The organism is Pedobacter sp. AW31-3R (assembly GCF_052180285.1).
In the GTDB taxonomy this organism is placed as follows: Bacteria; Bacteroidota; Bacteroidia; order Sphingobacteriales; family Sphingobacteriaceae; genus Pedobacter.
In genome coordinates this window covers 6,532,509-6,558,523 of sequence record NZ_CP197475.1, presented here as the reverse complement: position 1 = coordinate 6,558,523, position 26,015 = coordinate 6,532,509, and the positions used below count along the sequence as shown (strand labels likewise).

Below are 26,015 nucleotides of genomic sequence, written 5' to 3'. Positions count from 1 at the left end.
TAGAGGAAAATCACCTTATTGATTGTGTAATGTACGGAAAACAATACCCTCATGGTTCTATTCTTTTCTGCTTATTTTTTCCGCTGCTGTATTTGTGCCAGGGTTGCAGTGCAGACCGGCAAATCGCCAGGAAAGTAAACAGGGTTTTCGAACATTCTGTATTGAATGATGCTGCTCAGGTGGGCTTTGCCTTAAGCGGCACAGAAAATGACCGGATCATCACAGACAGAAATAGCCACAAATATTTTACTCCTGCCTCCAATGCCAAGTTATTGACTTTTTATGCAGCATTGAAAATGATACCTGATACCATGCCCGCATTGAGGTATATAGAAAGAGGGGATTCCCTCATTTTCTGGGGAACCGGAGACCCTTCTTTCCTGCATACCCGTTTAAAAGGTGTTGCGGCATTAAATTTCCTGAAGAACAGTGGTAAACAATTGTTTTTTTCTCCCGGAAGATATACCGGCAATTTTTATGGACTGGGTTGGGCCTGGGATGATTACAACGATTTTGAGCAGGCAGAAATTACGGAGCTGCCGCTAACAGGTAATGTCCTTAATGTCCTGGCCGGCCATCAGGGAATAGTCGTTTCGCCCCGCTTATTCAAGGACTGCTTTATAAAAGACAGCCTTTCTGCTGCTGCAAATTTCAGGATTGTGCGCCAGTTTAACACCAATGAATTTAACTATCCTGCGGTATCCGTTCCGGAAGGTTTTTCTGCGGCTATTCCCTATAAAACCAGTACTGCAATTACCCTTAACCTCCTGTCCGATACCCTGAAATTACCGGTACAGCTTATTCATCTGGAAATGCCGCCTGACGCGAAAACGGTGTCTGGTCTGAAAACCGACGAAGTGTTGAGGGAAATGATGCTGCCCAGTGATAACTTCATCGCAGAACAACTGTTGCTGGTCTGCTCTAATCAGTTCCAGCAGGCACTGAGTGGGGATGATGCGATTTCCTATATCAAAAAGCAATATTTATCAACCTTGCCCGATCCCCCGCGCTGGGTGGATGGCTCAGGCCTGTCCAGGATGAACCTGGTTTCTCCCGCAGATATGGTCACGCTGCTGGGCATGATCTACAAAGAGGTCAACAACAGGGAACGCCTTTTCGGAATGCTGGCCGCCGGAGGCAAAACAGGTACCCTGAAGAATGCCTATCCGGCAACCGACCAGCCTTTTATATTTGGCAAAACAGGAACCTTGTCCAACAATTATAACCAGAGTGGTTATGTGGTGACTAAAAAGGGGAGGGTACTGGTTTTTTCCTTCATGAATAATCATTTTTTATTGCCTGTGGCAGAAGTAAAGAAGGAAATGGCCAGGATCATGACTTATATTCATGACCATTTTTAAAAGTTAAATAGCTACTTTTGCAGGGATATGCTAAATGCTGATAAATCGATTTATACCTTGCAATTTGCACTGGTCTGTTTAAGTTCCTTTCTCTTTTCTGCAAGCTTTAATATGCTTATCCCGGAATTACCGGCTTACCTGAGCGCCATGGGAGGTGCCAGCTACAAAGGGCTCATCATTGCACTGTTTACCCTTACAGCAGGTATTTCAAGACCTTTTAGTGGTAAACTTACCGATACCATTGGCCGTGTACCGGTAATGGCTGTAGGATCTATTGTTTGTTTTGTCTGCGGATTTTTATATCCGGTACTGACTACTGTTGCAGGCTTTTTATTCCTGAGGTTAATTCATGGATTTTCTACCGGGTTTAAGCCTACCGCCACGGCAGCCTATGTGGCAGATTTGGTACCTCAGCACCGCTGGGGAGAAGCCATGGGCGTGCATGGTGTCTGTTTCAGTACAGGATTGGCCATCGGCCCTGCCATAGGAAGCACGATAACTGATCATTTTTCTATAGATATCCTGTTCTATTGTTCCTCTGTATTCGCACTGTTATCCATTATTATCCTGGGCAATATGAAAGAAACACTGAAAGAAAAACAGCCTTTCAGTCTCCATCATTTAAAAATAAAAAGACAGGATATCATTGAATGGAAGGTCATTCCGGCCACCATTATTATTCTGTTGAGTTATGTCAGTTATGGTGCTATACTCACCGTTATTGGCGATTGGAGCAATCATTTGGGAACCAGTAATAAGGGATTGTTTTTTATGGTGTTTACCCTGACATCCCTTTTAATCAGGTTTGTGGCAGGGAAGGCATCTGACCAGTATGGGCGCCTGCTGATCCTTAAGATCTCCCTGGGCTTACTGGCCGTCTCCTTGCTCTGGATTGGTGTGGCGGGAAGTTCCTTTTCGTTGATGGCCGCATCAGCGCTGTATGGTATTGCTACCGGGATGCTCTCTCCGACGGCCAATGCATGGACGATAGACCTGAGCGATCCGCATCACAGGGGAAAAGCGATGGCCACCATGTATATTGCACTGGAAGCAGGAATAGGTCTGGGGGCTTTACTGGCAGGATGGTTATTTGTAGATGATATTTCAGCCATTCCGTTCACGTTTTATCTCTGTACCGGAATCACTTTAATGGCATTGGTTTACCTTCAGTTTATTTATAAAAGCTCAAAAGGGATATCCATTAATTCATAAGTCCGCCAGCCCTTATAGTCGAAATGCCACCATTCATTGGGCATCACGCTGAACCCGTGCTGCTGCATGGTGGAAATCAGAAAAGTCCGGTTTTTAAGTGCTTCGGCACTGGCTTTAGGATAGTTTGCGGCAGCAGCAGCGGAGAAACTGTCGTAAGGGGTTGGCATCACCAGATCTTTACCTGTTTTCAGGTCTACCAGTGTAAGGTCTACTGCGCAGCCCCGGTTGTGTATAGATCCTTTTGCCGGATTTGCGACAAAGGCTTTGTTGCTCGCTTTCTGATAAAATGCCACTGTAATACTGTAGGGGCGGTAACCATCAAAGATTTTAAGGCTGTATCCTTTTTTATTTAAAGAAGTCTGAATTTTTCTGAGCTGTTCAACAACTTCTTTACGGGCGAAAGCACGGGCCTGTTTATACATCACCTGTCCCATGAAGTTATTTTTTGTGGCGTAGCGGATATCCAGTTTCACTGAAGGGATAACTTTCCTGATCTCTACCAGGGTTTTTCTCCTGTCTGTGGCAATGGTGGCCTTATAAGCTTTTATTCCCTGAATGTGAAGGGCCTTTTTTGGAGGATTCGTCTGACCAAAAACGGACAGGGAGAAAGTAAAAAGCAGGAAATAAAGCGCAAATATTTTCATGGGCAGAACTTACTGGTTGGCTGCAACTAACAATTCAATATCTTTATAAGGGAGGTTGAACCTATCAGCAAGGTCTTTATTGGTCAAATGACCCTGATAGATATACAAGGCTTCCCGAATTCCCGGTCTGTTCCATACTACATTCATCAGGCCTCCCAAATCACCTATATCTACCAGGATAGGACTAAATATATTGGTTAAGGCATAAGAGGCAGTCCTGGGTACCCTGGATGCGATGTTGGGCACACAATAATGGATCACGTCATGTTTTCTGAATACAGGGTCTTTATGGTTGGTGACTTCTGAAGTTTCAAAGCAGCCACCCTGGTCAATACTGACATCAATCAGTACCGCGTCGGGCTTCATTTTACTGACTGTTTCTTCTGTGATCACACAGGGACTCCTGCCATGGGAAGCCCTGATCGCCCCGATCACCACATCGCAGGTGGTCACTGCCTTTTCCAGAACAATGGGTTGCATCACCGAGGTAAATACGCGGCTACCCAGGTTATTTTGCAACCTCCGGAGACGGTATATAGAGCTGTCGAATACTTTTACTTCAGCACCTAAAGATAAGGCAGTACGGGCGGCATATTCACCTACTGTGCCGGCACCGAGGATCACAATTTCTGTTGGCGGGACACCGGTGAATCCGCCCAGCATCAACCCTTTTCCGCCACTCACACTGCTCAGGTATTCTGCGGCAATAAATATAGAGGTAGCGCCTACAATTTCACTCATGGCGCGGACAACACTCAGGATATTTCCTTCATCGCGCAGGTTCTCAAAACAGAGGGCATTGATTTTTTTATTCAGGAGGGCTTTAAGGTAGTTCTCTTTCAGTGCCCCCATTTGCAGCGCAGAGATGAGTGTCTGTCCCTTGTGCATCATTTCCACTTCTTCCAGGGTAGGCGGGGCAATTTTTACAATGATATCGGCATCGAAAACCTCTTTTTTATGGTAGGTAATCTGTGCGCCCTGCTCACTATAGTCATTATCAGAGAAATTGGCTCCAAGCCCGGCACCACTTTCCATCACCACCTTATGTCCGTTGTTCACCAGCAATGCCACAGAAAGCGGCGTGAGTGCAATACGGCTTTCCTGAAATGAGATCTCTTTAGGGATACCTATGTAGAGGCTGTTCTTCCTTTCTTTCAATGCTGATAGGGTTTCCTTGGGCTGTAGCAAGCCCTTCTGAGCGATTGAGGCCATTCCTTCTCGTAATCCTGTAGCCATGTTTATCTAAAGATTTTAAGGACTGAAATTAATAAAAAATTATGGTCTAATCACTCAAACCGCTGTTTTTTTGTGGGATACCCCCAGCATGATCGTATAATAGGGGCAGAAAACAATCCTGCGCGGAAAAAGAAATCAGGAGGATTTGCTGAAGGAAAAAGTTCTTTCTTCAGTTCCCCGCGCAGTAATGGTGACGGTGATATAGTGTGCGGGAAGCAACTCCTCTATCCGTTCAGGCCATTCAATGAAGCAAAAATCACCTGAATAAAAATATTCCTCATACCCAATGTCATACGCTTCACGGATATCTTTTATCCTGTAAAAATCAAAATGGTAAATCGTTTGTCCGCCAGCGGTATATTCGTTCACAATGGAGAATGTAGGGCTGGTGACAACATCTTTCACACCCAGTTCCTGGCACAATACCTTGATGAAGGTGGTTTTTCCGGCACCCATATCGCCCCTGAAGACAATAATCCGTTCCGGACCGGAAAAATTAAGCAGTGCCTGTGCTGCACTGCCTAATGCTGTAAGGTTATTTACCTCAATGTTCATGTTTATTTTATCTGTTGCGCTACACCCTTCAGTGCAGCAATGGTGGCCTGTCTGTTCCCCGTTTTTGTCTGTTGGTTACCGGTTACTGTAGGTCGCAATCGGAATAATCATCTCTTCCAGGGAAATTCCTCCATGCTGGAAAGTCTCATTGTAATAGTTTACAAACTGATTATAGTTGTTCTGGTACACAAAATAACGGTCTTCTTTTGCAAAGATATAATTGGAACTGATATTTATTTTAGGCAATTGTGCCTCATGTGGGTTTTTAATCAGGAAAACTTCCTTGGCATTGTAATTCAGGTTCCTTCCCTGTTTGTAACGCAGGTTGGTATTGGTATTCCTGTCGCCGATGACCTTGCTCGGATGTTTCACCCGGATGGTTCCGTGGTCGGTGGTAATCACCAGTTTTACCTGTTTCTGTGCCAGTTTTTTCAATAGTTCCAGCAGTGGGGAATGTTCGAACCAGGAGAGGGTAAGTGAACGGTAGGCCGCATCATCGTTTGCCAGCTCACGGATCATCTGCATGTCGGTACGTGCATGGGATAACATGTCGACAAAATTGTAAACAATTGCGTTAAAGTTGTTTTGCAGCAGGTTGTTCATTTGCTCATTCAGGGCTTTACCATCATCGTAGGTAAGGATTTTATGGTAACTGAATTTGTAGTCTTTCTTTAAACTGCGTTTCAGCTGATCGGCAAGGAAAGCTTCTTCATGCATGTTTTTTCCACCTTCATCATCGTCATTCTGCCATAAAGCAGGAAAGCGTTTCTCCATTTCCAGTGGCATTAGTCCTGAGAAGATCGCATTACGTGCATATTGTGTCGCTGTTGGCAGGATACTGGAATAGGTATCCTCTTCATCCAGGCGGAAATACTCGGTGATGAGCGGATTGATAATTTTCCATTGATCATACCTTAAATTATCGATAAGAATGAAAAATACCGGCGTGGTATCATTGATATGGGGGAAAACCTTCTTTTTGAGCAGTTCATTGGATAGGAGCGGCGCTTTTCCTTTGCCGTTTACCCAGCTCAGGTAATGGTCTTCAATAAACCGTGAGAACTGTGTATTGGCCTCAGATTTTTGCATGGTCAGGATTTCATGCATCTGCGGATCGTCCAGTTTCTCGAGTTCCAGCTCCCAGAAGACCAGTTTTTTATAGACCTCAATCCATTCTTCATAGCTTAACTTGTCATTTAAAGTCATGCCCAGGCGCCTGAAGTCCTGCTGATAAGCCATGGATGTCTTCTCACTGATCAGTCTTTTGTTATCGATAATTTTCTTGATCGTCAGTAAGACCTGCTTAGGATTCACTGGTTTGATCAGGTAGTCGTCTATTTTAGAACCAATCGCATCTTCCATCAGGTTTTCTTCCTCGCTCTTGGTGATGAGGACCACCGGAATATCACTCTTGATATTTTTTATCGCGGAAAGGGTTTCCAGTCCGCTCATGCCGGGCATGTTCTCATCTAGGAAAACAAGGTCGAAACGTTCCTTTCCAAAGGCCTCGAGCGCATCGTTCCCATTGGTAAAAGTAGTGACATGATACCCCTTTTCGTTCAGTAATAATATATGTGGTTTTAATAAGTTAATCTCATCGTCGGCCCATAGAATTTTGGTTTCCTGCATTATTGATTGTATATGGTGTAAATAATATCACCAAAAAGGTTTATACCTTTTTAGTACGGATAAAAATAGCAATTTTTGTACCGTATAATTTTATTTTGCAAGGTATTGAACAAAAAGAAAATAATAAACGATCCGGTGTACGGGTTTATAAACGTGCCATCGGCATTAATATTTGATTTAATTTCACATTCTTATTTTCAGCGGTTGCGGTACATCAAGCAACTGGGAATGACACATCTCGTTTATCCGGGAGCACTACATACCCGGTTTCACCATGCCATAGGTGCCATGCACCTGATGAGCCTGGCGATAGAAGTACTGAAAGGCAAAGGACATGTGATTACCAAAGAAGAAGAAGAGGCCGCCACCATAGCGATTCTTCTCCATGATATTGGCCATGGGCCTTTCTCCCATGCGCTGGAACATTCACTGGTCAACGGCATCCACCATGAAGACATTTCCATGCTGATGATGGAAAAACTCAATGTAGAATTTGGAGGACAGTTGACCCTGGCTATCGCATTGTTTACCGGAAAATATCCAAAGAGATTCCTGCATCAGTTGATTTCAAGTCAGCTGGACCTGGACAGAATGGATTACCTGAACAGGGATAGTTTTTTTACCGGGGTAAGTGAAGGAGTAATCAGCTTTGACCGAATCATCAAGATGTTCAATATTATAGGTGACAACCTGGTGATTGAAGAAAAGGGAATCTATTCCATAGAAAAATTCCTGATTGCACGCAGGCTGATGTACTGGCAGGTTTACCTGCATAAAACGGTCATTTCAGGGGAACAGTTATTGGTGAAAATCCTGAAACGGGCGAAGGAGCTGGCTGTGCAGGGAACCACTCTCTTTGCTACCCCTGCGCTGGCACACTTCCTGCAAAACCATGTTTCCGAGCAGGAGTTTTTTGAAGACCCGCAGCACCTGCTGCAATTTTCAAAGCTCGACGACCAGGATATTTTTGCATCTGTGAAGGTCTGGGTCGACCATTCCGACCGGATCCTGTCCATGTTATGCCAGATCCTCGTTAACCGCAACCTGTATAAGATTGAGATGACCAATGAACCGGTAGCGGAAAGCCGTTTACAGCTGATGAGGGAGGATACAGCCTTCACGCTGAAGATCAGTACCGAAGAGGTGTCCTATTTTGTGTTTACCGACACCATTATGAACAGGGCTTATGACGCTGCGGGAGGAAACAGTACCATCAATATCCTATTAAAGGACAATTCCATGATAGATATTGCTAAAGCATCCGACTTGTCGAACCTGGAATCGCTGGATAAGACGGTTAAGAAGTATATCCTCTGTTATCCAAGGATAATTTAGCATTTTTTAACAAAATATCTGAAAACTAATGCCGTTTTTTAGTTTTTAAATTAAAGCGGGCAATTATCAGGTTGAGATAATTTGTTCATATCAATTTAACATTTAACTTTGTAGAATGCAATTTACTGCCAAGCAGATAAGCGACTTTTTAAGTGGAACGCTTGAAGGTGATGAAAATGTTACAGTTTCAGAACTTTCAAAAATAGAAGATGGTAAAAAAGGAACCTTATGTTTTCTATCCAACAGAAAGTACGAAAATTATATATATACAACGCAGGCCTCCGTGGTCATCGTAGGGAATGACTTTGTCCCTTCCCAGCCGGTCTCATGTACATTGGTTAGGGTTAAAGATCCATACAGTGCTTTTTCTGTGTTACTGGAAAAGTACAATGAAGCACTGAACTATGCTGCAGAACAGACAGGTATAGAACAGCCTTCTTTTGTACATCCCAGTGCAAAAATCGGGAAGAATGTGTTTATCGGCGCGTTTTCCTATATCTCCGCCAATGTGGAGATCGGAGACCACAGCAAGATTTCGCAGCAGGTTTTTATTGGGCCGGATTCCAGGGTAGGAGAAAAATGTACGCTATCTCCCGGGGTGAAACTCTACAACAGGTCTGTAATCGGGAACCGTGTGGTGATCCATTCCAACACGGTAATTGGCAGTGATGGCTTTGGTTTTGCACCACAGGCAGACGGCACGTATGCAAAGATTCCGCAGATAGGAAATGTGGTGATCGAAGATGACGTGGAAATCGGGGCGAATACCGCGATAGACCGTGCTACAATGGGCTCGACTTTTATCCGGAAAGGCGTAAAACTGGATAACCTGATCCAGATTGCACACAATGTGGAATTGGGCGAAAACTCTGTTGTCGCAGCACAGTCAGGAATTTCAGGAAGCACCAAGGTGGGAGATCGGGCTGTGATTGGCGGACAGGTGGGCATCGCAGGACACTTAACGCTGGCCAAAGGTACCCAGATCGGAGCACAGGCAGGAATTAACTTTAATACCATTGAGGAAAATAAACAATGGCACGGTACGCCGGCCCAGCCCTTGCGGGATTGGATGAGAGCTTCTGTGCTGTTCAAACAGTTGCCGGGCATTGTTAAAAGAGTATCCGTATTAGAATCGGAATTAAAAGATATTGCCAATCAAAAAGAATTTAGTACCACACCAAAACAATAATGAACGTTAAACAAAAAACCATAAAAAGTGAAGTTTCTGTAGAAGGTGTAGGCCTGCATACAGGAGCAATTGTTACTTTAACTTTTTGTCCTGCACCAGAAAACCACGGATTTAAGTTTCAGCGGATAGATTTACCGGGACAGCCGATTGTGGATGCCGACTGTGACAATGTGACTGACACTGCAAGAGGTACAACCATTACACAAAATGGCGCCAGTATCAGTACGGTAGAGCATGTAATGGCTTCTTTGGTCGGTATGGACCTTGACAATGTCCTGATGAAACTGGATGGCCCTGAGACCCCTATCATGGATGGAAGTGCAATTTTGTTTGTGGAAGCCCTGGAACGTGCAGGTGTGGTACACCAGGAAATTGACCGTGAATATTTCCAGATCCCCCACAATATCACCTATACGGAATCGGACCGTAAGGTGGAGATCGTGGCGATGCCACTTGATGATTACAGGTTTACCTGTATGATTGACTATAATTCTCCGGTATTGGGCAGCCAGCATGCCGTAATTTCCAGCATCGCTGAGTTTAAGGAAGAAATTTCTTCCTGCCGTACCTTCTGCTTCCTGCATGAGCTGGAATACCAGCTGCAGAATAACCTGATTAAAGGAGGTGACTTAAACAATGCCATTGTTATTGTGGATAAGGAAGTGACCAGGGATGAATTGGATCACCTGGCGAAAATCTTCAACAGGGAAAAAATAGAAGTTGCCCCGCAGGGAATTCTGAATAATATGGAGCTGCGTTACCAGAATGAGCCTGCAAGACATAAATTGCTGGACATGATCGGTGACCTTGCACTTGTTGGTATGCACCTTAAAGGCCATATTATGGCAGCAAGACCAGGGCATGCCGCTAATGTTGCTTTTGCCAAGAAAATCAAGGCGGCAATTAAAAAAGAAAAAAACAAAAAAATCCAGAAAGTATACGACCCATCTGTAAAACCATTGTATGATGTGATGCAGATTATGGAGATCTTACCGCACAGACAGCCGATGCTGTTTATTGACAAGATTCTTGAATTGTCAAAAACACATGTGGTGGGCGTTAAGAATGTAACCATGAATGAAGATTTCTTCAGGGGACATTTTCCTGGAGCACCGGTAATGCCGGGAGTGATCCAGATTGAGGCAATGGCACAAACCGGGGGAGTCCTGGTATTGAGTACCGTGCCTGATCCAAGGAATTATTTAACCTATTTCTTAAAAATCGATAAAGTAAGGTTCAGGGCACAGGTGTTGCCTGGCGATACTATAGTTTTCAGATGCGACCTGATGGAGCCAATCCGCAGGGGCATTGCACAAATGAAAGGTGTGGGTATGGTAGGAGATAAAATTGTTGTAGAGGCCGAAATGATGGCACAAATTTCAAAAGTAAAAGAAAGCGAACGCGTATCATGATACAACCTTTAGCATATATACATCCCGATGCGAAAATTGCGGATAACGTTATTATAGAACCATTTGCAGTTATCCACAAGGATGTTGTCATCGGCGAAGGTACCTGGATTGCCTCGAATGTGGTGATCATGGACGGCGCACGTATTGGTAAAAATTGCAGGATTTTCCCGGGATCAGTGATCTCAGGTGTTCCGCAGGACTTGAAATTCGCTGGGGAAGTCACTACAGCTGAAATTGGTGACAATACCACGATCAGGGAATGTGTGACCATCAACAGGGGAACAAAAGATAAATGGAAGACGGTGATTGGCAGTAACTGCCTTATTCAGGCCTATTCTCATATTGCACACGACTGTGAGGTGGGTGATTATTGTATTTTCTCCAACAGCACCACACTTGCGGGGCATATCACGATAGGAAACTATGTGGTGCTTGCAGGCCTGGTGGCAATCCATCAATTTGTGAAAGTGGGTTCACATGCCTTTATAACCGGAGGTTCCCTGGTGCGTAAAGATGTGCCTCCTTATGTTAAAGCTGCAAGAGAGCCGCTTTCCTATGCCGGAATTAATTCTGTGGGCTTAAGAAGACGCGGATTTTCTTCTGAGAAAATCAATGAAATACAGGAGATCTACAGGGTCTTGTTTGTCAAACATAACAATGTCACCAAGGCGCTCGATAAGATTGAAGCAGAATGTGCACCTACGGAAATCAGGGATGAAATCGTCGATTTCATCAGGAATTCCAACAGGGGCGTCATGAAAGGCTTCGGTTCAGGAAGTTAATCCGTTATAGGATGAAGATCGATTTAAAGGATGCCGGCAGAAGGTTTAACCAGGAGTGGATTTTTAGGAACCTCACCTATTCGTTCCATTCTGCCGGTAAATATGCTGTACTCGGACCAAACGGTTCGGGTAAATCGACCTTATTGGCGGTCCTTTTGGGCGTCCTTACGCCTTCAGAAGGAACCGTTAGTTTTATGGATGGGGAGGAAATCCCTGCCGATAAAATATACCACTACCTTAGCTTTGCTGCGCCTTATCTCGACCTCGTGGAGGAATTCACCCTTCAGGAGACGATCGATTTCCACTTTAAATTCAAAAAATTTCATCCAGCCGTTGATGCCTTGCAGCTGATGGACCTGCTGGGATTGTCGAAGTCACAGGATAAAGCCCTAAAATACTTTTCTTCCGGTATGAAACAGCGTACCAAACTGGCCCTGGCCTGCTGCACCGATACCCCGCTGCTGTTCCTTGATGAACCGACTTCAAACCTTGATAAACAGGGGATACAGTGGTATCACGGCCTTATGGAAAAGTTCACGGCCAACAAAATGGTTTTTGTGGGATCCAACCAGGAAAATGAATATTCTTTTTGTGACCAGCTGATCCACATTTCTGATTATAAAAACCAGTAAATTTTCCCTCCAATTGCAAGCGGATTGTCACGAATTTTTACGGAAATCGCCTGTAAAGATTTTTTTATTTTTCCTATTGTGAGATTGGAAAATAGTTTTTACCTTTGCGGCACGAAATAAGGCCGATTATTTAAGTCTTATTTTCATGAAACAATCTTTTTGGGGCACAGAAAAAAATCGCCTCACAGATATAATTTCAGACCGCATAAAGCGTTAATTTGTAAAAATGGCAAAAGCATCAGAAGTAAAAAGTGGTAATATCCTTCGTTTCAATGGAGAGTTAGTTGCTGTGGAAGAATTTCTTCACCGTACTCCTGGAAACTTAAGGGCATTTTACCAGGCCAGAATGCGTAACATCAAGACGGGCAAATTAGTGGAGTACAGGTTCCGCACAGATGAAGAAGTAACCATCTGCCGGGTAGAAACCAACGATTACCAGTATTTATATGAGGATGGTGAATTCCTTGTGGTAATGGATAACCATACTTTTGAGCAGTTTAATATCACTAAAACTTTGTTTGGTGAATCTGTGAAATTCCTGAAGGAAGGAATGAATGTGGTAATCGCATTCGAAAGTGAAGAGCCGATCATGGCACAGACTCCTGCTCATGTAGAGTTAGAGATCACTTATACAGAACCAGCGGTTAAAGGAGATACTTCTACAAATGCATTGAAATATGCAACAGTAGAAACAGGAGTAGAAATTAAAGTGCCATTGTTTGTCAACCAGGGCGATAAAGTGAAGGTTGATACACGTACTGGCGATTATATAGAAAGAGTAAAATAAGAATTTTCATAGTTTAGTTTTAGGTTTAGGTTGATTTTGGCTTCGGAGTGGTTCCCGAAGCCATATTTTTTTACGGACATTTTTTTTACCGGGATAATGAAATTTCTATATTCGGCCAATACACACGAAAATGAACAAAGCATCCATTCGTACACAGGAAACACTCCGCAGAAGAGCACTGAGCCAGGCAGAAGTGCTGGGACTCACAGAAAAATTACTGGAACAATTTACCAGGCTTGATTTCAGCGAGGTAAAGGTGCTGCATATCTTTCTGCCCATTGCAGAAAAGAATGAACCCGATACCTTCATGCTGATCAGGTGGCTGAAAACGAACCATCCTGCTATAAAAATCCTGGTGCCACGTGCAGATTTCAATACGAGTCTGATGACCCATCATCCCTATAGAGGCGAAGAAGACCTGCAGAAAAACCTGTTTAATATTCTGGAGCCCATGGAAGAGGAGCAACATGATGGAAAGATAGATATGGTGATTGTTCCCTTGCTCGCCTTTGATATTCTGGGGTATCGCGTGGGGTATGGAAAGGGGTTTTATGACCGTTTTTTGGCAGGTCTTGATACCCTTAAAGTAGGATTGTCACTCTTTGAACACGTGGATACCATTGCCGATACCCACGTGAATGATGTGAAACTCGATCTCTGTCTCACCCCCACGCAAATGATGAGGTTTTGACCCTGGATGTTTTAACCCAGGAGAATGCCCTATGCTTCCAGCTCTAACAGGATAGGGCAGTGATCCGAATGTACCGCATCGGGAAGTATTTTTACGGTTTTAAGCCTATCCAGCATGGGCTGGGTAGCCAGATGATAATCGATACGCCAGCCGAGGTTCTTTGCCCTTGAATTGGCCCTGAAACTCCACCAGGTGTAATGGTGGGGATCTTTGTTGAAATGCCTGAAGGTATCTATGAACCCGCTTTCCAGGAATAAGCCCATCCATTCCCTTTCTTCAGGAAGAAAACCGGAAGAATTTGCATTCGACTTGGGGTTATGGATATCCATGGCGGTATGGCAAATATTGTAGTCACCAGAAATTACCATATTCGGGTGTTGCAGACGCAGGCCTTTGATATAACCCTCAAAGAAAGTCATAAACTCATACTTTTTAGACTGCCTGTCGTCTCCTGATGATCCTGAAGGGAGATAGACGCTCATCAGGGAGAAAGTGTCAAAATCGGCCCTTAAAATGCGTCCTTCTTTATCTATCCACTCTTCACCGCAGCCATATTCTACATGATTGGGTTTAATACGGGTCAGGATCGCTACGCCGCTATATCCTTTTTTTTCAGCGCTGAACCAATAATGATGGTATCCAAGCTGTTCAATTAAGGCAATAATTTCCGGGATCTGAACGGCGAGAGCTTTTACTTCCTGCAGACAGATCATGTCTGCATCAGTAGCCTGCAGCCAGCCAAAGAAGTTTTTTGTGGTGGCAGAACGGATGCCGTTTACATTATAAGAGATGATCTTCATGGGATATGGGTGTTTGGGTAACCGGGCAGCCATTAGCCTGCTTTTTTAAGCCCGAATTCTTTTTCTATTTTTTTTGCCTCACGTCGTTTAAGCAGGGATATTTCCATCTTAACATCTGTCTGAGGACGGTCATTGGCATCTGTCGGGACAACCGCGATGGTGTCTACCAGTTCTATTCCTTTAATGACCTGCCCGAAGACGGTATAGTTTCTATCGAGATGGGGAGAGCCTCCGGCATTTTTATAATGCTCACGCTCCCAGGCAGGGATTTTAAAATGAAGCCGCTTTACCTCGATACTGTCCAACTGTGCATCAGTAAATTTTTTCCCCTGCACGATGTAGAACTGGCACCCGCTGGAGGCCTTTTCGGGGTTATCGTCACGTGCTGCACCCAGTGCCCCTTTCTGATGGAACAGGCTGTCACGGAATTCCGCAGGGACGGTGTATCCTACATCTCCGTTGCCCAGTTCTTTACCGGCCACTGCATTTCTGGAATCCGGATCCCCACCCTGGATCATGAAAGCCTTAATGACACGATGAAAGAGTGTGCCATTAAAGAAGCCCTGTTTGGTCAGTTTGACAAAGTTGTCCCGGTGTTTGGGCGTACTGTTGTACAACAGAATGATACATTCCCCCCGGTCAGTCCTGATCCTGACATACTGATGTGTCGGTTTAGCCGCAAAGGCCGTGCAGAAAGAAAGGGAGATGAGCAGTATAAATAGATATTTCATGGTTGATTCCGGTGCTTTTTATGGTCTGGTCTTGAGTTGACTACCGAGCAAAGTTAAGATACAAAATTGCTTTTTTTAATAAATTATTGGTTAGCTTTGTGATGAAATGAACTTCAGACAGAAAATAGCATTGGCACTTTCCGCCTTTTACCTCATCAGCGTTATTGGCGTTGCTTTGAGCCTGCATTTCTGTGGGGGCAAGCTTTCTGCTATTCATTTCACTGAGGTGGCCCATTGTCAAGGCTGTAAAGCAGAGAAGACGGTTAAGGCGGATAATTGCTGTAAAAACACGTCTGTTGAAGCTAAAATCAAAGACAGCCATGAGTCAGGCTTAAAAGTAAACCTGCCTAAGAACTATGGCACCCAGTTATTCCTTACCCCATTTCTTTCAGAGATTGCAGAACGTATTCTTCCGCGATTGTTCAGCACGAAAAAAACGGAGGCACCTCCGCTCTCTGCCCGCGTAGCCCTCTACGCCTATAATTGTGTTTTCAGGAATTAGACCAGGAAGGTTAAACTAAAGGCCATTGCCGCTATGTTGTGGCATGGTGACGTACGCCTGTATTTTTCTGGCGTTCAAAATTCATTTATAACTTCCTGAAAATCAAATTGACATGAAAACTATTCGTAATTTCATTACGCTCTCTATCCTATTGATCAGTGGCCATACCTTCGCCCAGCAAATTTCCAAAGCAGCCTTACAGGTGAATGGCCTGACCTGCTCGATGTGTTCTAAAGCAACAGAAACCTCTTTAAGAAGCCTTGGCTTTATTGAAACAATTACACCGGATTTGAACAACAATGTATTTCTGCTGACCTTCAAAGCAGGAGAACAGGTAAACGTAGACCAGATCAGGGACAAAGTACAGGATGCCGGATTCTCTGTCGGGGACCTTTCTGCAACCATTAATTTTGACCAGACCACAATTGATGATAAAGGAATGGCTGTAGCCGGTGGAACAGCCTTTCAGTTTATCAATGCCAAAAGTAAAACCCTTAACGGGCCTGTGACCGCACGCGTGGTCGACAAGGATTTTGTACCTTCTTCTACCTTTAAAAAGAATGCCTCAGCACTGAATTCCACGGCTTATCAGACAGGCAGGGGAGTGGTTCAGGGGAAAGAAACACGTATCTTTCATTTAAGCATCTAAGCAGAAATGAAGGGTATTCAACTGGCGGCAGTAATTATACTGACCGCCCTAAGCCTGCATACAACCGCCCAGGAATTGTATGTTTTTACCGAACCGGCGAGTAATATGGCAGCAAAATCTATTGGCATCAGGATGACCAATGAGGGGATTTTTAAGGGGGGAGCAATGAACAGGACTATTCCTGAAGTGATGGTTGGCTTCAACAAGAACCTGATGGCCCATGTGCAGGGATTTTTCTCTGATATGGATGGAAAATACCGGTTGGAGGGCGGAAGTCTGTATGCCAAATACAGATTTCTTTCCCTTGATGGCACGCAGCAGCATTTAAGGGCTGCGGCTTTCGGGCGGATAAGCACCAGTAAACGACCTGTATACACGGAGGATATTAACCTGGAAGGAGACAATAGCGGGCTGCAGGGTGGATTGATCTTTACCCAATTGCTGCATAAGCTTGCTTTGTCGGCTACACTGAGCTATACCAAGGCTTTTAACAGGGAGAGCGCTCAGGTTGCTGGAATGCCGGAACCTGATCAGCTGCTCGGATACAGCCTTTCCTCCGGTTACCTGGTATTGCCTGTAGTGTATAAAAACTATAATCAGCCGAATTTCAATGCTTATTTTGAAGTCCTCGGTAAAACAGATCCTTCGTCGGGCAGGTCGTATGTCGATTTTGCACCAGCAATTCAGACCATTATCAATAGCAGAACACGTATTGACCTGGGCTACAGGTTTCAGGTCGCCGGAGGGATAGCCAACCGGTATACCAAGAACATGTACCTCATACGTGCGGAGTTTAATTTCTTTAACATTTTATAATTTAAATCATGAACAGACTAATTTTATTGATTACACTTTTTACAGGTGTTTTTGTACAACAGGGAAATGCACAGCAGACCGTTTCTGCTAAATTCAATCAGGCGCTGGACAAATACTATGTGCTGAAAAATGCATTGGCAAAAGACCAGCCGGCAGCGGCACAACAGGCAGCGCTGGTTTTGTCAGCCGCAGTAAAAGAGGTGCCCCACAAAGGTTTTTCGTCCGATCAGCAGCACCAGTTATGGATGAAGGAATCGGCCGCAATGCAAACACAACTGGCCTCGATCGCAAAAAGCGGGGACCTAAAAGTTCAGCGCAAGAGTTTCGAAGGAGTGAGTAATTCTTTTGTGAAACTTGCGGAGGAACTGAAATTAAATACAAAGACTGTATTTATACAATATTGCCCAATGGTAAAAGCGAGCTGGCTGAATGAAGTGAAAGCTGTTCAGAATCCATATTATGGCAGTATGATGTATGATTGTGGGGAGGTAAAAAGTACCATCGCAAAAAAATAAGGCGAAACCTAATTTCTTACCATACATCAATCAGCCGGATCTGTTTGTCCCCTACATTTGCAGAGAACAAATAATCATCTTGAGTATTAAAATGAAAAAAGTATTTTTATTCTTTGTTGCCCTGTCAATCAGCGCAGCATCTTTCGCACAGACAAAATGGTCAACAGACCCGATGCACTCTTTTGTTAACTTTGAAGTTAAACATTCGGGAATTTCTTTTGTAGATGGTTCATTCAAGAAATTTGAGGGAACGATTGAAGCGTCAAAAGAAGACCTGACAGATGCAAAAATTAACTTCACGGTAGATGTAAACAGCATCAGCACCAGCGTTGAAATGCGTGACAATCACCTGAAAACAGATGATTTCTTCAATGCGGAGAAATTTCCTACCATGACTTTTGTGGGTTCTTCCTTCAAAAAATTAAAAGGGAACAACTATGAGCTGAGTGGTAAACTGACGATCCGCGACGTGACTAAAGAGGTTAAATTTGCCGTGGTGTATGGTGGAACAGCAAAGGATCAGCAATCCAATACCAAGGCTGGTTTTGCGGCTACGACAACCATCAACAGGTTAGATTACAATATCAAATATGATCCGACAGGGATGGGTGTAGGTAAAGACGTTAAAATCACCTTAAACCTGCAATTTGCTCAGGCTAAATAAATAAAAATTTAGATAGAAAGAGGGTTGCAAAGGGATTAAATACTTTTGCAGCCCTTTTTTATGACCAGGGAAATCATGGCAAACTTAAGAGAAATTAAAAATTTAACAGCCAGCCTGCCGCTGGAGGAAACAGTGATGCCTGTTTTGTTTATCGGGCATGGATCACCGATGAACGGCATTGAAGACAATGAGTTCAGCCGGAAATGGGCAGAGATGGGGCAGACGATTCCTGTTCCCAAAGCTGTAATTGTGGTCTCTGCGCACTGGTTCACCAGGGGCACTGCGGTGACGGCCATGAATTTCCCCCAAACGATCCATGATTTCGGTGGTTTCCCACACGCCTTATTCGATGCGCAGTACCCTGCACCGGGAAATCCTGAACTGGCTGAAGAAACGGCCGCCCTGCTTAAAAACATCCCTGTGGAACTGGACCACGACTGGGGGCTCGACCATGGTGCATGGACTGTTTTGAAGCACATGTTCCCCAAAGCAGATATTCCGGTTTTACAGCTGAGCATTGATTATACAAAAACACCCCAGGCACATTATGAACTGGCGAGGGAGCTGTATGTCCTGCGTAAGAAAGGAGTATTGATTCTGGGCAGTGGAAATATGGTCCATAACCTGAGGATGCTTAGCTGGGAGATGATCAATGGCGGTGGATACGACTGGGCCATCGAAGCCAATGAGCAGTTTAAAGACCTGATTCTTAATCGCCATCACCAGCCATTGATTGGCTGGGAAAGCCTTGGTAAAGCGGCGCAGCTGGCTATTCCTACGCCTGAGCATTATTTGCCGCTACTGTATACTTTAGGTCTTCAGCGGGACAGTGATGAGGTTTCCCTGTTTAATGATAAAGCTGTTGGCGGATCGCTGACCATGACTTCCGTACGCATCGGATAAGTGAGGGAGCTTCAAATAGCGCACTTCTGCTTATCAAAATTCAAATAGAAAACATCTACTTATCAAAAAATGATTATAGTTTTTGTCTATGGCCAGATCAATATTAATGATTTTCATTTCCTTTAAAAGGGTTGTGTAAGAACACTTGCCGCCGTATATTTGTGCAACGAAAACAAAAAACGAAAACAACAAAATATTATGATTAACATAGGTGAAAAATTCCCTTCATATGCTAAACCAGCTGTAGTTAGCATTGAAAAAGGTAAAGAATTTGAAACATTATCTTCCGATACTTTAGTAAATGAAAACAACGAATGGACTTGCATGTTCTGGTGGCCAAAAGATTTTACTTTCGTTTGCCCTACTGAAATTGCTGAGTTCAATGCAAATTATGGTGAATTCCGTGACCGTGATACTGTTTTAATCGGTGCTTCTACTGATTCAGAAAATGTTCACCTGGCCTGGAGACACAATCATGATGATTTACGCGGATTGAAATTCCCAATGCTTGCTGATACATCCAAATCATTGGCTGAAGCTTTGGATATTCTTGAGCCGACTGAGAAAATTGCTTACCGTGCTACATTTATCATTGACCCACAAGGAATCATCCGTTGGGCAAGTGCAAATGACTTAAGCGTAGGTCGTAATGTGAAAGAAGTATTGAGAGTACTTGATGCTTTACAGACTGACGAACTTTGTCCTTGTAACTGGGAAAAAGGTGAAGCTACCCTGACTGTTTAAATTTGATTTTTATATACTGAATCCCTGTAAATGCATTTTGCAGGGATTTTTTATACCCTGATTATCCTGAAATACGAATATAATGAGCGAAATTACTGAGACTATACAAGAATTATTAGCCATCGTTGGTCTGGATGCAGACTATAGAAATGAGAGTATCCAGCTATTGGAGAAAGGCAATTCAAGATACGTAAGAGACCTGAAATTGAACTTTACGAGCACGCTGACTTCGGCACACCTGTCTGAAAAAGAATGTGCACTTGTTGCCCTGAGCATTGCCGTAAATAACAACAATAAAATACTGACAGATTTTTACGAACAACAGGCACTGGCCAAAGAGGCTACAGCGGCTGATATCGCTGAAGCTGCCGGTTGTGCTTCCCTGCTGGCATTGAATAATGTATTCTACCGTTTCCGTCACTTTACGGGAAAAGAAAAATACACGCAGATTCCTGCCCGTGTGCGCATGCAATTGATGAGCAGCCCTGTGACAGGGAAAGAGTTCTTTGAGTTGATGAGCCTCGCTGTTTCTGCTGTTAACGGATGTGAAATGTGTGTGAATGCACATGAGAAGTCTATCCTGGCATTGGGAGCTACTGAAGAGCGTGTTTTTGATGCGGTACGCATCGCTTCCATCGTGACTTCTGCCGGAAAAGTAATCTATTAATACATTTCCCTCTATATAAACAAAGGCGGCCTTTCATCGGGCCGCCTTTTGTATGTCTGAATTTTCAGCCCTTTTTGTCAACAAGGCTGAAGAGTGGGCTTATGCAGAGTTTCTGCCTGCATTGACAATTCCATATACTGTCCTGATGGCCAGTTTTTCGTACGACTGCGATTCGGTCTCATCTAATTGCTGCTGCAGTTTCTCCAGGGCATAATGCTGAATCAGCACCAGTGGCAATACAATCTTTTCGCGTACTGCGATAGACCTTTTTTCCACCGGATAATTTTCCATTAAGGCACTGTGGCCGGCGAGTTTAAGCAGCATCTCTTTCGCGGTTTCATACTCATTGTTCAGCATTTTCCAGAAGTCACCGAAGTCCGGGTCTTTGGCAAAATGTGCAGTAATAGAAAAATCAGATTTACTCATGGACATCATACAGTTGTCGATAATCGTTTTGAAGTAGCCCGATTGCTGGTATGTTTTCACGATATTATCCCAGTTGCCAATTGCTTCCTGGTTTTTCAAGGCAGTACCAACCCCATAGAATCCCGGAATATTCTGTTTCAGCTGTCCCCATGAAGTCACAAAACTGATAGCCCTTAAATCTTCAAGACGGAGTTTCTCTCCGGAGCTCCTTTTCACAGGCCTGCTGCTGATCGTAATTTTCGATAACAGGGTCAGCGGGGAGAAACGTTCCAGGTAAGTCAGGAACAAAGGATGTTTCCTCAATGCCATAAAGGTATCAAAGCTGTCTTTAGCCATCATATCAAGAACATCTTTATGTAAGGGGTCGAGCAGGATATTGTGACGCTCTTTAATGCTGGAGGAAATCCCGGCATTGATCAGCTGGCCGATATTAAAGCCAGCGCTGTCCACAGATCCGTATTGTGAACTGATCGTTTGTCCCTGAATGGTCAATTGTATATTCTTATTGGCAATCTCTTTCCCCATTGATGCATAAAAACGGTGTGTTTTCCCTCCGCCACGTGAAGGTGGGCCTCCACGGCCGTCGAAGAATGCCAGCTGGATGTTGTGCTCTGCAGCGATGGCCGTTAAACCTACTTTTGCATTAAAGATAGACCAGTTGGCCATCAAATAACCCCCATCTTTGGTACTGTCAGAGAAGCCCAGCATAATATCCTGTTTATTGCCCCTGCTTTCCAGGTGTTTTCTGTAAAAAGGATGGCTATACAGTTTTTCCATGATCTTAGCCGCTCCCTGAAGGTCATTCACCGTTTCAAATAATGGTACAAAGTCTACGGTAAGCTTACTTTCATCCCATCCGTTCCACAGGAACAGTTCGATCAGCTGAAGGATGTCACTTGCCTGCTGGGTATTGCTGATAATAAATCGGTGGCAGGCCAGTTCGCCATTAGAATGCTGGATTTCCATTACTTTGGCAATGGTTTCCAGGGTGTCCAGAATGAGTGGTCCCGGCTCGCCGGTATAACTGAGTTTGGCGCTTTTAAAGGAAAGCTGACTGATTTTCTCTTCCTCCGGCAATTCATCGTAATTTTCGGGGAACAGGGATACAATGGGTTTACTTTGTCTGCAGTAGGCATGTGTTGCCCTCAGCACGCTGCTGTCCTGCCTGATATCCAAAGAAGCGAAGTGGCTGCCGAAAAGCTCCACTTTACGCAGTAAATCATCTACCAGGTCCGCAAAAAGACCATCGTGTGATTCAATCAGGGTAGATTTGATCAGGTGCAGGTCTTCAATAAGTGAGGCCGATATATTTTCAGGCACTACATTGATGTCAAATGCATTTCTGTACAATACGTCCTGCACTTTATTGACGGTTTCTTCCACGCCCCTGAAGGTAATCCTGCGTTTCAGCTTTCTGAAATCCCTGTAATAACAGCGGAATAAAATCTGACGCAAGGTCTTCGCTACCTGTAGCGTATGCCCTGAATTGACATTTGGATTTCCGTCCCTGTCTCCTCCGGGCCAGAAGCCGAGTTCTATGATCTTTTTGGACAGGATATTAAATTCATGCAGGTCCTGGTCAATTTCTGACTGGATATTGGCGGCTGCAAAATAAAATACATTCTCCAGGAACCAGGCCAGGCTCATCGCCTCATCTACCGGTGTTGGTGATTTTTTATTAAAAAAGGGTGTTTTGCCCAGTTGCTGTAACAGTTGGTTGATGCTGACGATATCATTTACTTTAATCGCAGCAGTAAGGTCCGTAATAATGGACAATACCGTACCCGGATAAAACTGAGTAGGGTGGGCGGTAAGCACCAGCCGTAATGAAAAATCCTTGATCAGGTCTTCAATTTTCTGATGGAGTTCGGTATTAAACTCACTCTTTTTTAACATTAAACGAAGCGTGTGCGTATCTTCATCAACATTTAATTTGCTGAATGAAGCATCTTCAACGGCATCAAACAGTACGACCTGGCGCTCGATATATTGTATAAACCGGAACAATAAATCGATGACATCCTTCGCTCCTCCTACTTGGGTGTACTTGGCAAAAAAGGTATCAATAATTTCAGAAGGCGCTAAATGCGTCTTGACTCCATCTTCACAATGTTTAATGAAAAGAGGCAACAAAGTACCTGTATCCTTGATTTTGTAAAATGGGAGCGTTAGAAACAGGCTGTTATACAATTCAAATCTAGAGACAACCTCATTGTTAAAAATGGATTCTCTATGGCCCGCTACACGTGGTTTCTGCATCATATCATTTAGAAATTTTTCGGGTTCAAGCTAGCAAAAATGGAGCGAACATCTATAACTAATGTTAATAAAATTATTTTGGTTAAAATGTAAATAAATTTTAAATTGCTGGCATAAAGGTTTTCTACATTTTTAAAGGTACTAGCGGTTTATGTGTAGTAAACAGCTATTTGTTACGATTTTTTTGAATAAAAAAGCCGTTAAGCAAAACTTAACGGCTTTTTTTATAGAAAAACTGACCTGAGTCTAGTGCACATCGGCTGGAATATCCACATTCTTTTTGAATTTCTGCAGGTAAAGCAGTGGAATGGAACATAACATGACCATTCCTGCTACCCAATATGCATCACTGTAGGTTAATAACAGGGATTGCTTGGTCAGCGTCCCTTCAATGGCTTTTGTAGCCATCATTTTGGCATCCAGGTAGGTATAGCCCTTGCTCATGAAATTATTGATAAAAGCAGTAAAGCGCTGCGTAAATGCCGGATTATATTCATTGATATTGACCAGCAGGTTACTGCGGTGAAATCCCTGACGGGTGTGGATCAGCGTCGTCAATGCCGCGATCCCAAATGATCCGCCCAATTGTCTCATCATGTTGTTCAGTCCGGAACCCTGACCGACTTCTTCCCCTTTAAGGTCCTGAATAGCCAGGGTAGTCAGCGGAACGAATAACAAGGCCATACCGATACCCCTGATCACCAATGGCAGGAAGAAATCGGAAGTTCCTGAGGACAGGGTTGACTTGCTCAGCATATTACAGAAGACAAAAAAGAGAAACATCCCTATGGTGGCCATAAATTGTGCAGGGATTCCTTTTTTAAGGAATATCCCTATAAATGGCATCATCATGATGGTACATAATCCCCCAGGGAACAACAGTTCTCCGGTCTGCAGTGCCGAGAATCCAAGCAGGTTCTGACAGAACACGGGAAAGACGAATACAGAACCATACAATCCGAAACCCAGGACGAATGAGGTAAACATACCTATGGCGAAACTGCGGTGACGCATGATCTTGAAGTTCACAATAGGGTGGTCTGTCGTTTGCTCGCGCCAGATAAAAAGCAACAATCCCACAATGGAAGCCACCATTAATGCTGTGATGTAAGGGGTGGCAAACCAGTCCTCGCTCTCTCCTTTTTCCAGGACAGTCTGTAAGCTTCCGACAGCTATAGCCAACAGGGCAATCCCCCACCAGTCGACCGGTTTCCCCTGTCCGTCTTTAGGCGTAGCCTTAATGAAAGCATAGGTACAGTAGGCGGCGAGGATCCCGACGGGAATATTCACATAAAATATCCATGGCCATGAGCTGATATCAAGGATATAGCCCCCAATTGTTGGGCCTACAGTAGGTCCTACGACTGCACCGAGGCCAAACAAGGCTGTGGCAATACCAATGTCTTCACGCGGCCAGGTCTCGATTAAGATCGCCTGTGCGGTAGAGATTAGTCCCCCGCCGGCAAGTCCCTGCAGCACCCGGAACAGAATCAGTTCTTCCAGTGTAGTGGCATTCCCACAGAGGAAGGAGGTTAAAGTGAAGACAATAATAGACGTAAGAAAATAATTTTTTCGTCCGAAGCGGCTGCCCAGCCATCCCGACATGGGAAGGATAATCACATTCGCGACGGCATATCCTGTAGATAACCAGGCCACATCCTCTAAGGTTGCACCCAGGTTACCCTGAATCTGGGGTAAGGCCACGTTTACAATCGTGGTATCAATCAGCTCCAGCAGGGAGGCTGTGATCACTGTAAACGTGATTACCCATTTTTTTAAACCTTGTTCGGCCATTTTATTTAATCTTTGGTAATAACAGAGACTTTAACACTCATACCCGGACGTAATTTATCCAGCATTTCTTTTGAGGCTTTAATCTTAATTTTCACAGGAATACGCTGTACAACTTTCACGAAGTTACCTGTCGCATTATCCGGAGGAAGCAATGATCCTTTGGCGCCGGTGATAGGAGAGAAGTTATATACTTCACCTTCCAGTTCCTGATCAGGATAGGCATCCACTTCAATATTTACTTTTAAACCTGCACGGATATCTTCCAGTTGGGTTTCTTTAAAATTTGCAGTAACATACAGGCTGTTTTCGTTTACAATAGAGAAGAGTGACTGTCCTGCCTGTACCAGCTGTCCTTTCTGTACATTCTTTTTCGACACGATCCCTGTAGCTGGTGCTTTAATATCCGTGTAGGAAAGTTGGAGCTTCGCAAAGTCGACATCTGACTGGTGCTGGGAAACACCGGTATTGCTTACTGCAAGCTGTGACTGTGTGGTCCCTACCTGTTTCAATGCGGCAGTATATTGGTCCTGGGCAGCTCTAAATGAAGCCTGGGCAACATCCCTAGTGGCTTTGGCCTGGTCAAATTGTTGCTGGGTAATCGATCCGTCTTTAATCAGGTTGGCATAACGGTCATAATCTTTTTGTGCCTGCCATAATTTAACCTTTGCAGATTCAATGTTTGCTTTTGCCGTGCTGGTATTTGCTGAAGTCGCAATGATCTGTGCTTCAGATACGCCTACCCCCGCGCTGGCACCTTTCTGTCCTGCCATAGCCTGCTCCAGTTTCACCTTGAAATCCCTGTCGTCCAGGGTAACGAGCGACTGGCCTTCGGTTACTTTAGTGTTCTCTTCGAATTTGATTTCATTTACATAACCACCCACACGGGCAACAACAGGGCTGATGTCACCGTCAATCTGGGCATCATCTGTGTCTACGTGTACGCTGTAATATAAATATTCTTTTACGCCGAATACGGCACCTATAACCAGTAGTACAGCTAGTATGATAGGGACAACCTTACTTTTCTTTTTAGTTTCGATTGTCGTTCCTTGTGTTGATTCTGTTGCCATTATATGTTGT

General features: G+C 44.1%; 26 protein-coding genes. 17 read left to right on the top strand and 9 right to left on the bottom strand.

Features of this window, described 5'->3' with window-relative positions; all coding sequences use genetic code 11:
• The first annotated feature begins 29 nt into the window (after positions 1-29).
• Both ACSBL2_RS26780 and ACSBL2_RS26775 read left to right on the top strand, forming a co-directional pair.
• Positions 30-1,361, top strand: a complete 1,332-nt coding sequence (locus ACSBL2_RS26780; RefSeq protein ID WP_442589620.1) for a D-alanyl-D-alanine carboxypeptidase — start codon at positions 30-32, stop codon at positions 1,359-1,361.
• Positions 1,362-1,388: 27 nt separating this feature from the next.
• Positions 1,389-2,573 carry an MFS transporter gene (locus ACSBL2_RS26775; protein ID WP_442589619.1) on the top strand — a complete coding sequence of 395 codons (1,185 nt, stop codon included), beginning with the start codon at positions 1,389-1,391 and terminating at the stop codon, positions 2,571-2,573.
• On the opposite strand, the gene ACSBL2_RS26770 is transcribed toward ACSBL2_RS26775, so the two are convergent.
• The 4 genes from ACSBL2_RS26770 to ACSBL2_RS26755 all read right to left on the bottom strand — a co-directional run bounded on the left by ACSBL2_RS26770 (position 2,537) and on the right by ACSBL2_RS26755 (position 6,637).
• Entirely contained in the window at positions 2,537-3,217 is a 681-nt protein-coding gene (locus ACSBL2_RS26770) for a M15 family metallopeptidase (RefSeq protein WP_442589618.1), read from the bottom strand. The two genes, ACSBL2_RS26775 and ACSBL2_RS26770, sit on opposite strands and share 37 nt — an antisense overlap.
• 9 nt (positions 3,218-3,226) lie before the next feature.
• Positions 3,227-4,453: an alanine dehydrogenase gene (locus tag ACSBL2_RS26765; protein WP_442589617.1), complete on the bottom strand. Its 1,227-nt coding sequence runs from the start codon at positions 4,451-4,453 to the stop codon at positions 3,227-3,229.
• A gap of 135 nt (positions 4,454-4,588) precedes the next feature.
• The gene (gene tsaE / locus ACSBL2_RS26760) at positions 4,589-5,008 is read right to left on the bottom strand and encodes a tRNA (adenosine(37)-N6)-threonylcarbamoyltransferase complex ATPase subunit type 1 TsaE (RefSeq protein ID WP_442589616.1); all 420 of its coding nucleotides are present in this window, start codon (positions 5,006-5,008) and stop codon (positions 4,589-4,591) included.
• A 75-nt stretch (positions 5,009-5,083) separates the two neighbouring features.
• Positions 5,084-6,637, bottom strand: a complete 1,554-nt coding sequence (locus ACSBL2_RS26755; RefSeq protein ID WP_442589615.1) for a PglZ domain-containing protein — start codon at positions 6,635-6,637, stop codon at positions 5,084-5,086.
• A gap of 105 nt (positions 6,638-6,742) precedes the next feature.
• Here ACSBL2_RS26755 and ACSBL2_RS26750 point away from each other — a divergent pair, with 105 nt between their 5' ends.
• The 7 genes from ACSBL2_RS26750 to ACSBL2_RS26720 all read left to right on the top strand — a co-directional run bounded on the left by ACSBL2_RS26750 (position 6,743) and on the right by ACSBL2_RS26720 (position 13,465).
• Positions 6,743-7,972 (top strand): HD domain-containing protein, encoded by a 1,230-nt coding sequence (locus ACSBL2_RS26750; RefSeq protein WP_442589614.1) that lies wholly within the window; start codon positions 6,743-6,745, stop codon positions 7,970-7,972.
• 115 nt (positions 7,973-8,087) lie between these two features.
• The gene (gene lpxD, locus ACSBL2_RS26745) at positions 8,088-9,161 is read left to right on the top strand and encodes a UDP-3-O-(3-hydroxymyristoyl)glucosamine N-acyltransferase (RefSeq protein WP_442589612.1); all 1,074 of its coding nucleotides are present in this window, start codon (positions 8,088-8,090) and stop codon (positions 9,159-9,161) included.
• On the top strand, positions 9,161-10,573 hold the full coding sequence (locus tag ACSBL2_RS26740) for a bifunctional UDP-3-O-[3-hydroxymyristoyl] N-acetylglucosamine deacetylase/3-hydroxyacyl-ACP dehydratase (protein ID WP_442589611.1): 1,413 nt from the start codon (positions 9,161-9,163) through the stop codon (positions 10,571-10,573). The genes lpxD and ACSBL2_RS26740 overlap by 1 nt, the downstream gene beginning before the upstream one ends.
• Positions 10,570-11,355 carry an acyl-ACP--UDP-N-acetylglucosamine O-acyltransferase gene (gene lpxA / locus ACSBL2_RS26735; protein ID WP_442589610.1) on the top strand — a complete coding sequence of 262 codons (786 nt, stop codon included), beginning with the start codon at positions 10,570-10,572 and terminating at the stop codon, positions 11,353-11,355. The genes ACSBL2_RS26740 and lpxA overlap by 4 nt, the downstream gene beginning before the upstream one ends.
• An 11-nt stretch (positions 11,356-11,366) precedes the next feature.
• Positions 11,367-11,987, top strand: coding sequence for an ABC transporter ATP-binding protein (locus ACSBL2_RS26730; RefSeq protein ID WP_442589609.1), 621 nt, complete (start codon positions 11,367-11,369; stop codon positions 11,985-11,987).
• A gap of 226 nt (positions 11,988-12,213) precedes the next feature.
• Positions 12,214-12,774, top strand: coding sequence for an elongation factor P (efp, locus tag ACSBL2_RS26725; RefSeq protein WP_442589608.1), 561 nt, complete (start codon positions 12,214-12,216; stop codon positions 12,772-12,774).
• A 130-nt stretch (positions 12,775-12,904) separates the two neighbouring features.
• The gene (locus ACSBL2_RS26720; RefSeq protein WP_442589607.1) at positions 12,905-13,465 is read left to right on the top strand and encodes a 5-formyltetrahydrofolate cyclo-ligase; all 561 of its coding nucleotides are present in this window, start codon (positions 12,905-12,907) and stop codon (positions 13,463-13,465) included.
• 29 nt (positions 13,466-13,494) lie between these two features.
• On the opposite strand, the gene ACSBL2_RS26715 is transcribed toward ACSBL2_RS26720, so the two are convergent.
• Positions 13,495-14,265 (bottom strand): exodeoxyribonuclease III, encoded by a 771-nt coding sequence (locus ACSBL2_RS26715; protein ID WP_442589606.1) that lies wholly within the window; start codon positions 14,263-14,265, stop codon positions 13,495-13,497.
• Between the two features lie 32 nt (positions 14,266-14,297).
• Positions 14,298-14,996, bottom strand: coding sequence for a peptidylprolyl isomerase (locus ACSBL2_RS26710; protein ID WP_442589605.1), 699 nt, complete (start codon positions 14,994-14,996; stop codon positions 14,298-14,300).
• Positions 14,997-15,102: 106 nt separating this feature from the next.
• Here ACSBL2_RS26710 and ACSBL2_RS26705 point away from each other — a divergent pair, with 106 nt between their 5' ends.
• The 8 genes from ACSBL2_RS26705 to ACSBL2_RS26670 all read left to right on the top strand — a co-directional run bounded on the left by ACSBL2_RS26705 (position 15,103) and on the right by ACSBL2_RS26670 (position 20,456).
• Positions 15,103-15,498 (top strand): HYC_CC_PP family protein, encoded by a 396-nt coding sequence (locus ACSBL2_RS26705; protein ID WP_442589604.1) that lies wholly within the window; start codon positions 15,103-15,105, stop codon positions 15,496-15,498.
• A gap of 112 nt (positions 15,499-15,610) precedes the next feature.
• A complete protein-coding gene (locus tag ACSBL2_RS26700; protein WP_442589603.1) occupies positions 15,611-16,147 on the top strand; it encodes a heavy-metal-associated domain-containing protein in 537 nt (178 codons plus the stop codon).
• Between the two features lie 6 nt (positions 16,148-16,153).
• Entirely contained in the window at positions 16,154-16,963 is an 810-nt protein-coding gene (locus ACSBL2_RS26695; RefSeq protein WP_442589602.1) for a hypothetical protein, read from the top strand.
• Between the two features lie 8 nt (positions 16,964-16,971).
• Complete coding sequence (locus ACSBL2_RS26690; protein ID WP_442589601.1) at positions 16,972-17,478, top strand: DUF3347 domain-containing protein; 507 nt, start codon at positions 16,972-16,974, stop codon at positions 17,476-17,478.
• A 91-nt stretch (positions 17,479-17,569) separates the two neighbouring features.
• A complete protein-coding gene (locus tag ACSBL2_RS26685) occupies positions 17,570-18,142 on the top strand; it encodes a YceI family protein (protein WP_442589600.1) in 573 nt (190 codons plus the stop codon).
• Positions 18,143-18,217: 75 nt separating this feature from the next.
• Positions 18,218-19,045 (top strand): 4,5-DOPA dioxygenase extradiol, encoded by an 828-nt coding sequence (gene ygiD / locus ACSBL2_RS26680; RefSeq protein ID WP_442589599.1) that lies wholly within the window; start codon positions 18,218-18,220, stop codon positions 19,043-19,045.
• A gap of 198 nt (positions 19,046-19,243) precedes the next feature.
• Complete coding sequence (locus ACSBL2_RS26675) at positions 19,244-19,789, top strand: peroxiredoxin (RefSeq protein WP_442589598.1); 546 nt, start codon at positions 19,244-19,246, stop codon at positions 19,787-19,789.
• An 82-nt stretch (positions 19,790-19,871) separates the two neighbouring features.
• A complete protein-coding gene (locus tag ACSBL2_RS26670) occupies positions 19,872-20,456 on the top strand; it encodes a carboxymuconolactone decarboxylase family protein (protein WP_442589597.1) in 585 nt (194 codons plus the stop codon).
• Positions 20,457-20,555: 99 nt separating this feature from the next.
• On the opposite strand, the gene ACSBL2_RS26665 is transcribed toward ACSBL2_RS26670, so the two are convergent.
• From ACSBL2_RS26665 to ACSBL2_RS26655, 3 genes are all read right to left on the bottom strand, one after another.
• Positions 20,556-23,144, bottom strand: coding sequence for a phosphoenolpyruvate carboxylase (locus ACSBL2_RS26665; protein ID WP_442589596.1), 2,589 nt, complete (start codon positions 23,142-23,144; stop codon positions 20,556-20,558).
• Between the two features lie 243 nt (positions 23,145-23,387).
• Positions 23,388-24,935, bottom strand: coding sequence for a DHA2 family efflux MFS transporter permease subunit (locus ACSBL2_RS26660; protein ID WP_442589595.1), 1,548 nt, complete (start codon positions 24,933-24,935; stop codon positions 23,388-23,390).
• Positions 24,936-24,940: 5 nt separating this feature from the next.
• Positions 24,941-26,005, bottom strand: a complete 1,065-nt coding sequence (locus tag ACSBL2_RS26655; protein ID WP_442589594.1) for an HlyD family secretion protein — start codon at positions 26,003-26,005, stop codon at positions 24,941-24,943.
• Positions 26,006-26,015 lie beyond the last annotated feature (10 nt).

What these genes read in the sequence shown, in the direction of transcription:
- ACSBL2_RS26720 (WP_442589607.1), top strand. Translation starts at nt 12,905, where the DNA reads ATGAACAAAGCATCCATTCGTACACAGGAAACACTCCGCAGAAGAGCA.
- ACSBL2_RS26700 (WP_442589603.1), top strand. Translation starts at nt 15,611, where the DNA reads ATGAAAACTATTCGTAATTTCATTACGCTCTCTATCCTATTGATCAGT.
- ACSBL2_RS26755 (WP_442589615.1), bottom strand. Translation starts at nt 6,637, where the DNA reads ATGCAGGAAACCAAAATTCTATGGGCCGACGATGAGATTAACTTATTA.
- ACSBL2_RS26655 (WP_442589594.1), bottom strand. Translation starts at nt 26,005, where the DNA reads ATGGCAACAGAATCAACACAAGGAACGACAATCGAAACTAAAAAGAAA.
- ACSBL2_RS26775 (WP_442589619.1), top strand. Translation starts at nt 1,389, where the DNA reads ATGCTAAATGCTGATAAATCGATTTATACCTTGCAATTTGCACTGGTC.
- ACSBL2_RS26675 (WP_442589598.1), top strand. Translation starts at nt 19,244, where the DNA reads ATGATTAACATAGGTGAAAAATTCCCTTCATATGCTAAACCAGCTGTA.
- ACSBL2_RS26770 (WP_442589618.1), bottom strand. Translation starts at nt 3,217, where the DNA reads ATGAAAATATTTGCGCTTTATTTCCTGCTTTTTACTTTCTCCCTGTCC.
- efp (WP_442589608.1), top strand. Translation starts at nt 12,214, where the DNA reads ATGGCAAAAGCATCAGAAGTAAAAAGTGGTAATATCCTTCGTTTCAAT.
- lpxD (WP_442589612.1), top strand. Translation starts at nt 8,088, where the DNA reads ATGCAATTTACTGCCAAGCAGATAAGCGACTTTTTAAGTGGAACGCTT.
- ACSBL2_RS26670 (WP_442589597.1), top strand. Translation starts at nt 19,872, where the DNA reads ATGAGCGAAATTACTGAGACTATACAAGAATTATTAGCCATCGTTGGT.
- ACSBL2_RS26710 (WP_442589605.1), bottom strand. Translation starts at nt 14,996, where the DNA reads ATGAAATATCTATTTATACTGCTCATCTCCCTTTCTTTCTGCACGGCC.
- ACSBL2_RS26695 (WP_442589602.1), top strand. Translation starts at nt 16,154, where the DNA reads ATGAAGGGTATTCAACTGGCGGCAGTAATTATACTGACCGCCCTAAGC.
- ACSBL2_RS26765 (WP_442589617.1), bottom strand. Translation starts at nt 4,453, where the DNA reads ATGGCTACAGGATTACGAGAAGGAATGGCCTCAATCGCTCAGAAGGGC.
- ygiD (WP_442589599.1), top strand. Translation starts at nt 18,218, where the DNA reads ATGGCAAACTTAAGAGAAATTAAAAATTTAACAGCCAGCCTGCCGCTG.
- ACSBL2_RS26705 (WP_442589604.1), top strand. Translation starts at nt 15,103, where the DNA reads ATGAACTTCAGACAGAAAATAGCATTGGCACTTTCCGCCTTTTACCTC.
- tsaE (WP_442589616.1), bottom strand. Translation starts at nt 5,008, where the DNA reads ATGAACATTGAGGTAAATAACCTTACAGCATTAGGCAGTGCAGCACAG.
- ACSBL2_RS26740 (WP_442589611.1), top strand. Translation starts at nt 9,161, where the DNA reads ATGAACGTTAAACAAAAAACCATAAAAAGTGAAGTTTCTGTAGAAGGT.
- ACSBL2_RS26780 (WP_442589620.1), top strand. Translation starts at nt 30, where the DNA reads ATGTACGGAAAACAATACCCTCATGGTTCTATTCTTTTCTGCTTATTT.
- ACSBL2_RS26660 (WP_442589595.1), bottom strand. Translation starts at nt 24,935, where the DNA reads ATGGCCGAACAAGGTTTAAAAAAATGGGTAATCACGTTTACAGTGATC.
- lpxA (WP_442589610.1), top strand. Translation starts at nt 10,570, where the DNA reads ATGATACAACCTTTAGCATATATACATCCCGATGCGAAAATTGCGGAT.
- ACSBL2_RS26690 (WP_442589601.1), top strand. Translation starts at nt 16,972, where the DNA reads ATGAACAGACTAATTTTATTGATTACACTTTTTACAGGTGTTTTTGTA.
- ACSBL2_RS26685 (WP_442589600.1), top strand. Translation starts at nt 17,570, where the DNA reads ATGAAAAAAGTATTTTTATTCTTTGTTGCCCTGTCAATCAGCGCAGCA.
- ACSBL2_RS26665 (WP_442589596.1), bottom strand. Translation starts at nt 23,144, where the DNA reads ATGATGCAGAAACCACGTGTAGCGGGCCATAGAGAATCCATTTTTAAC.
- ACSBL2_RS26730 (WP_442589609.1), top strand. Translation starts at nt 11,367, where the DNA reads ATGAAGATCGATTTAAAGGATGCCGGCAGAAGGTTTAACCAGGAGTGG.
- ACSBL2_RS26715 (WP_442589606.1), bottom strand. Translation starts at nt 14,265, where the DNA reads ATGAAGATCATCTCTTATAATGTAAACGGCATCCGTTCTGCCACCACA.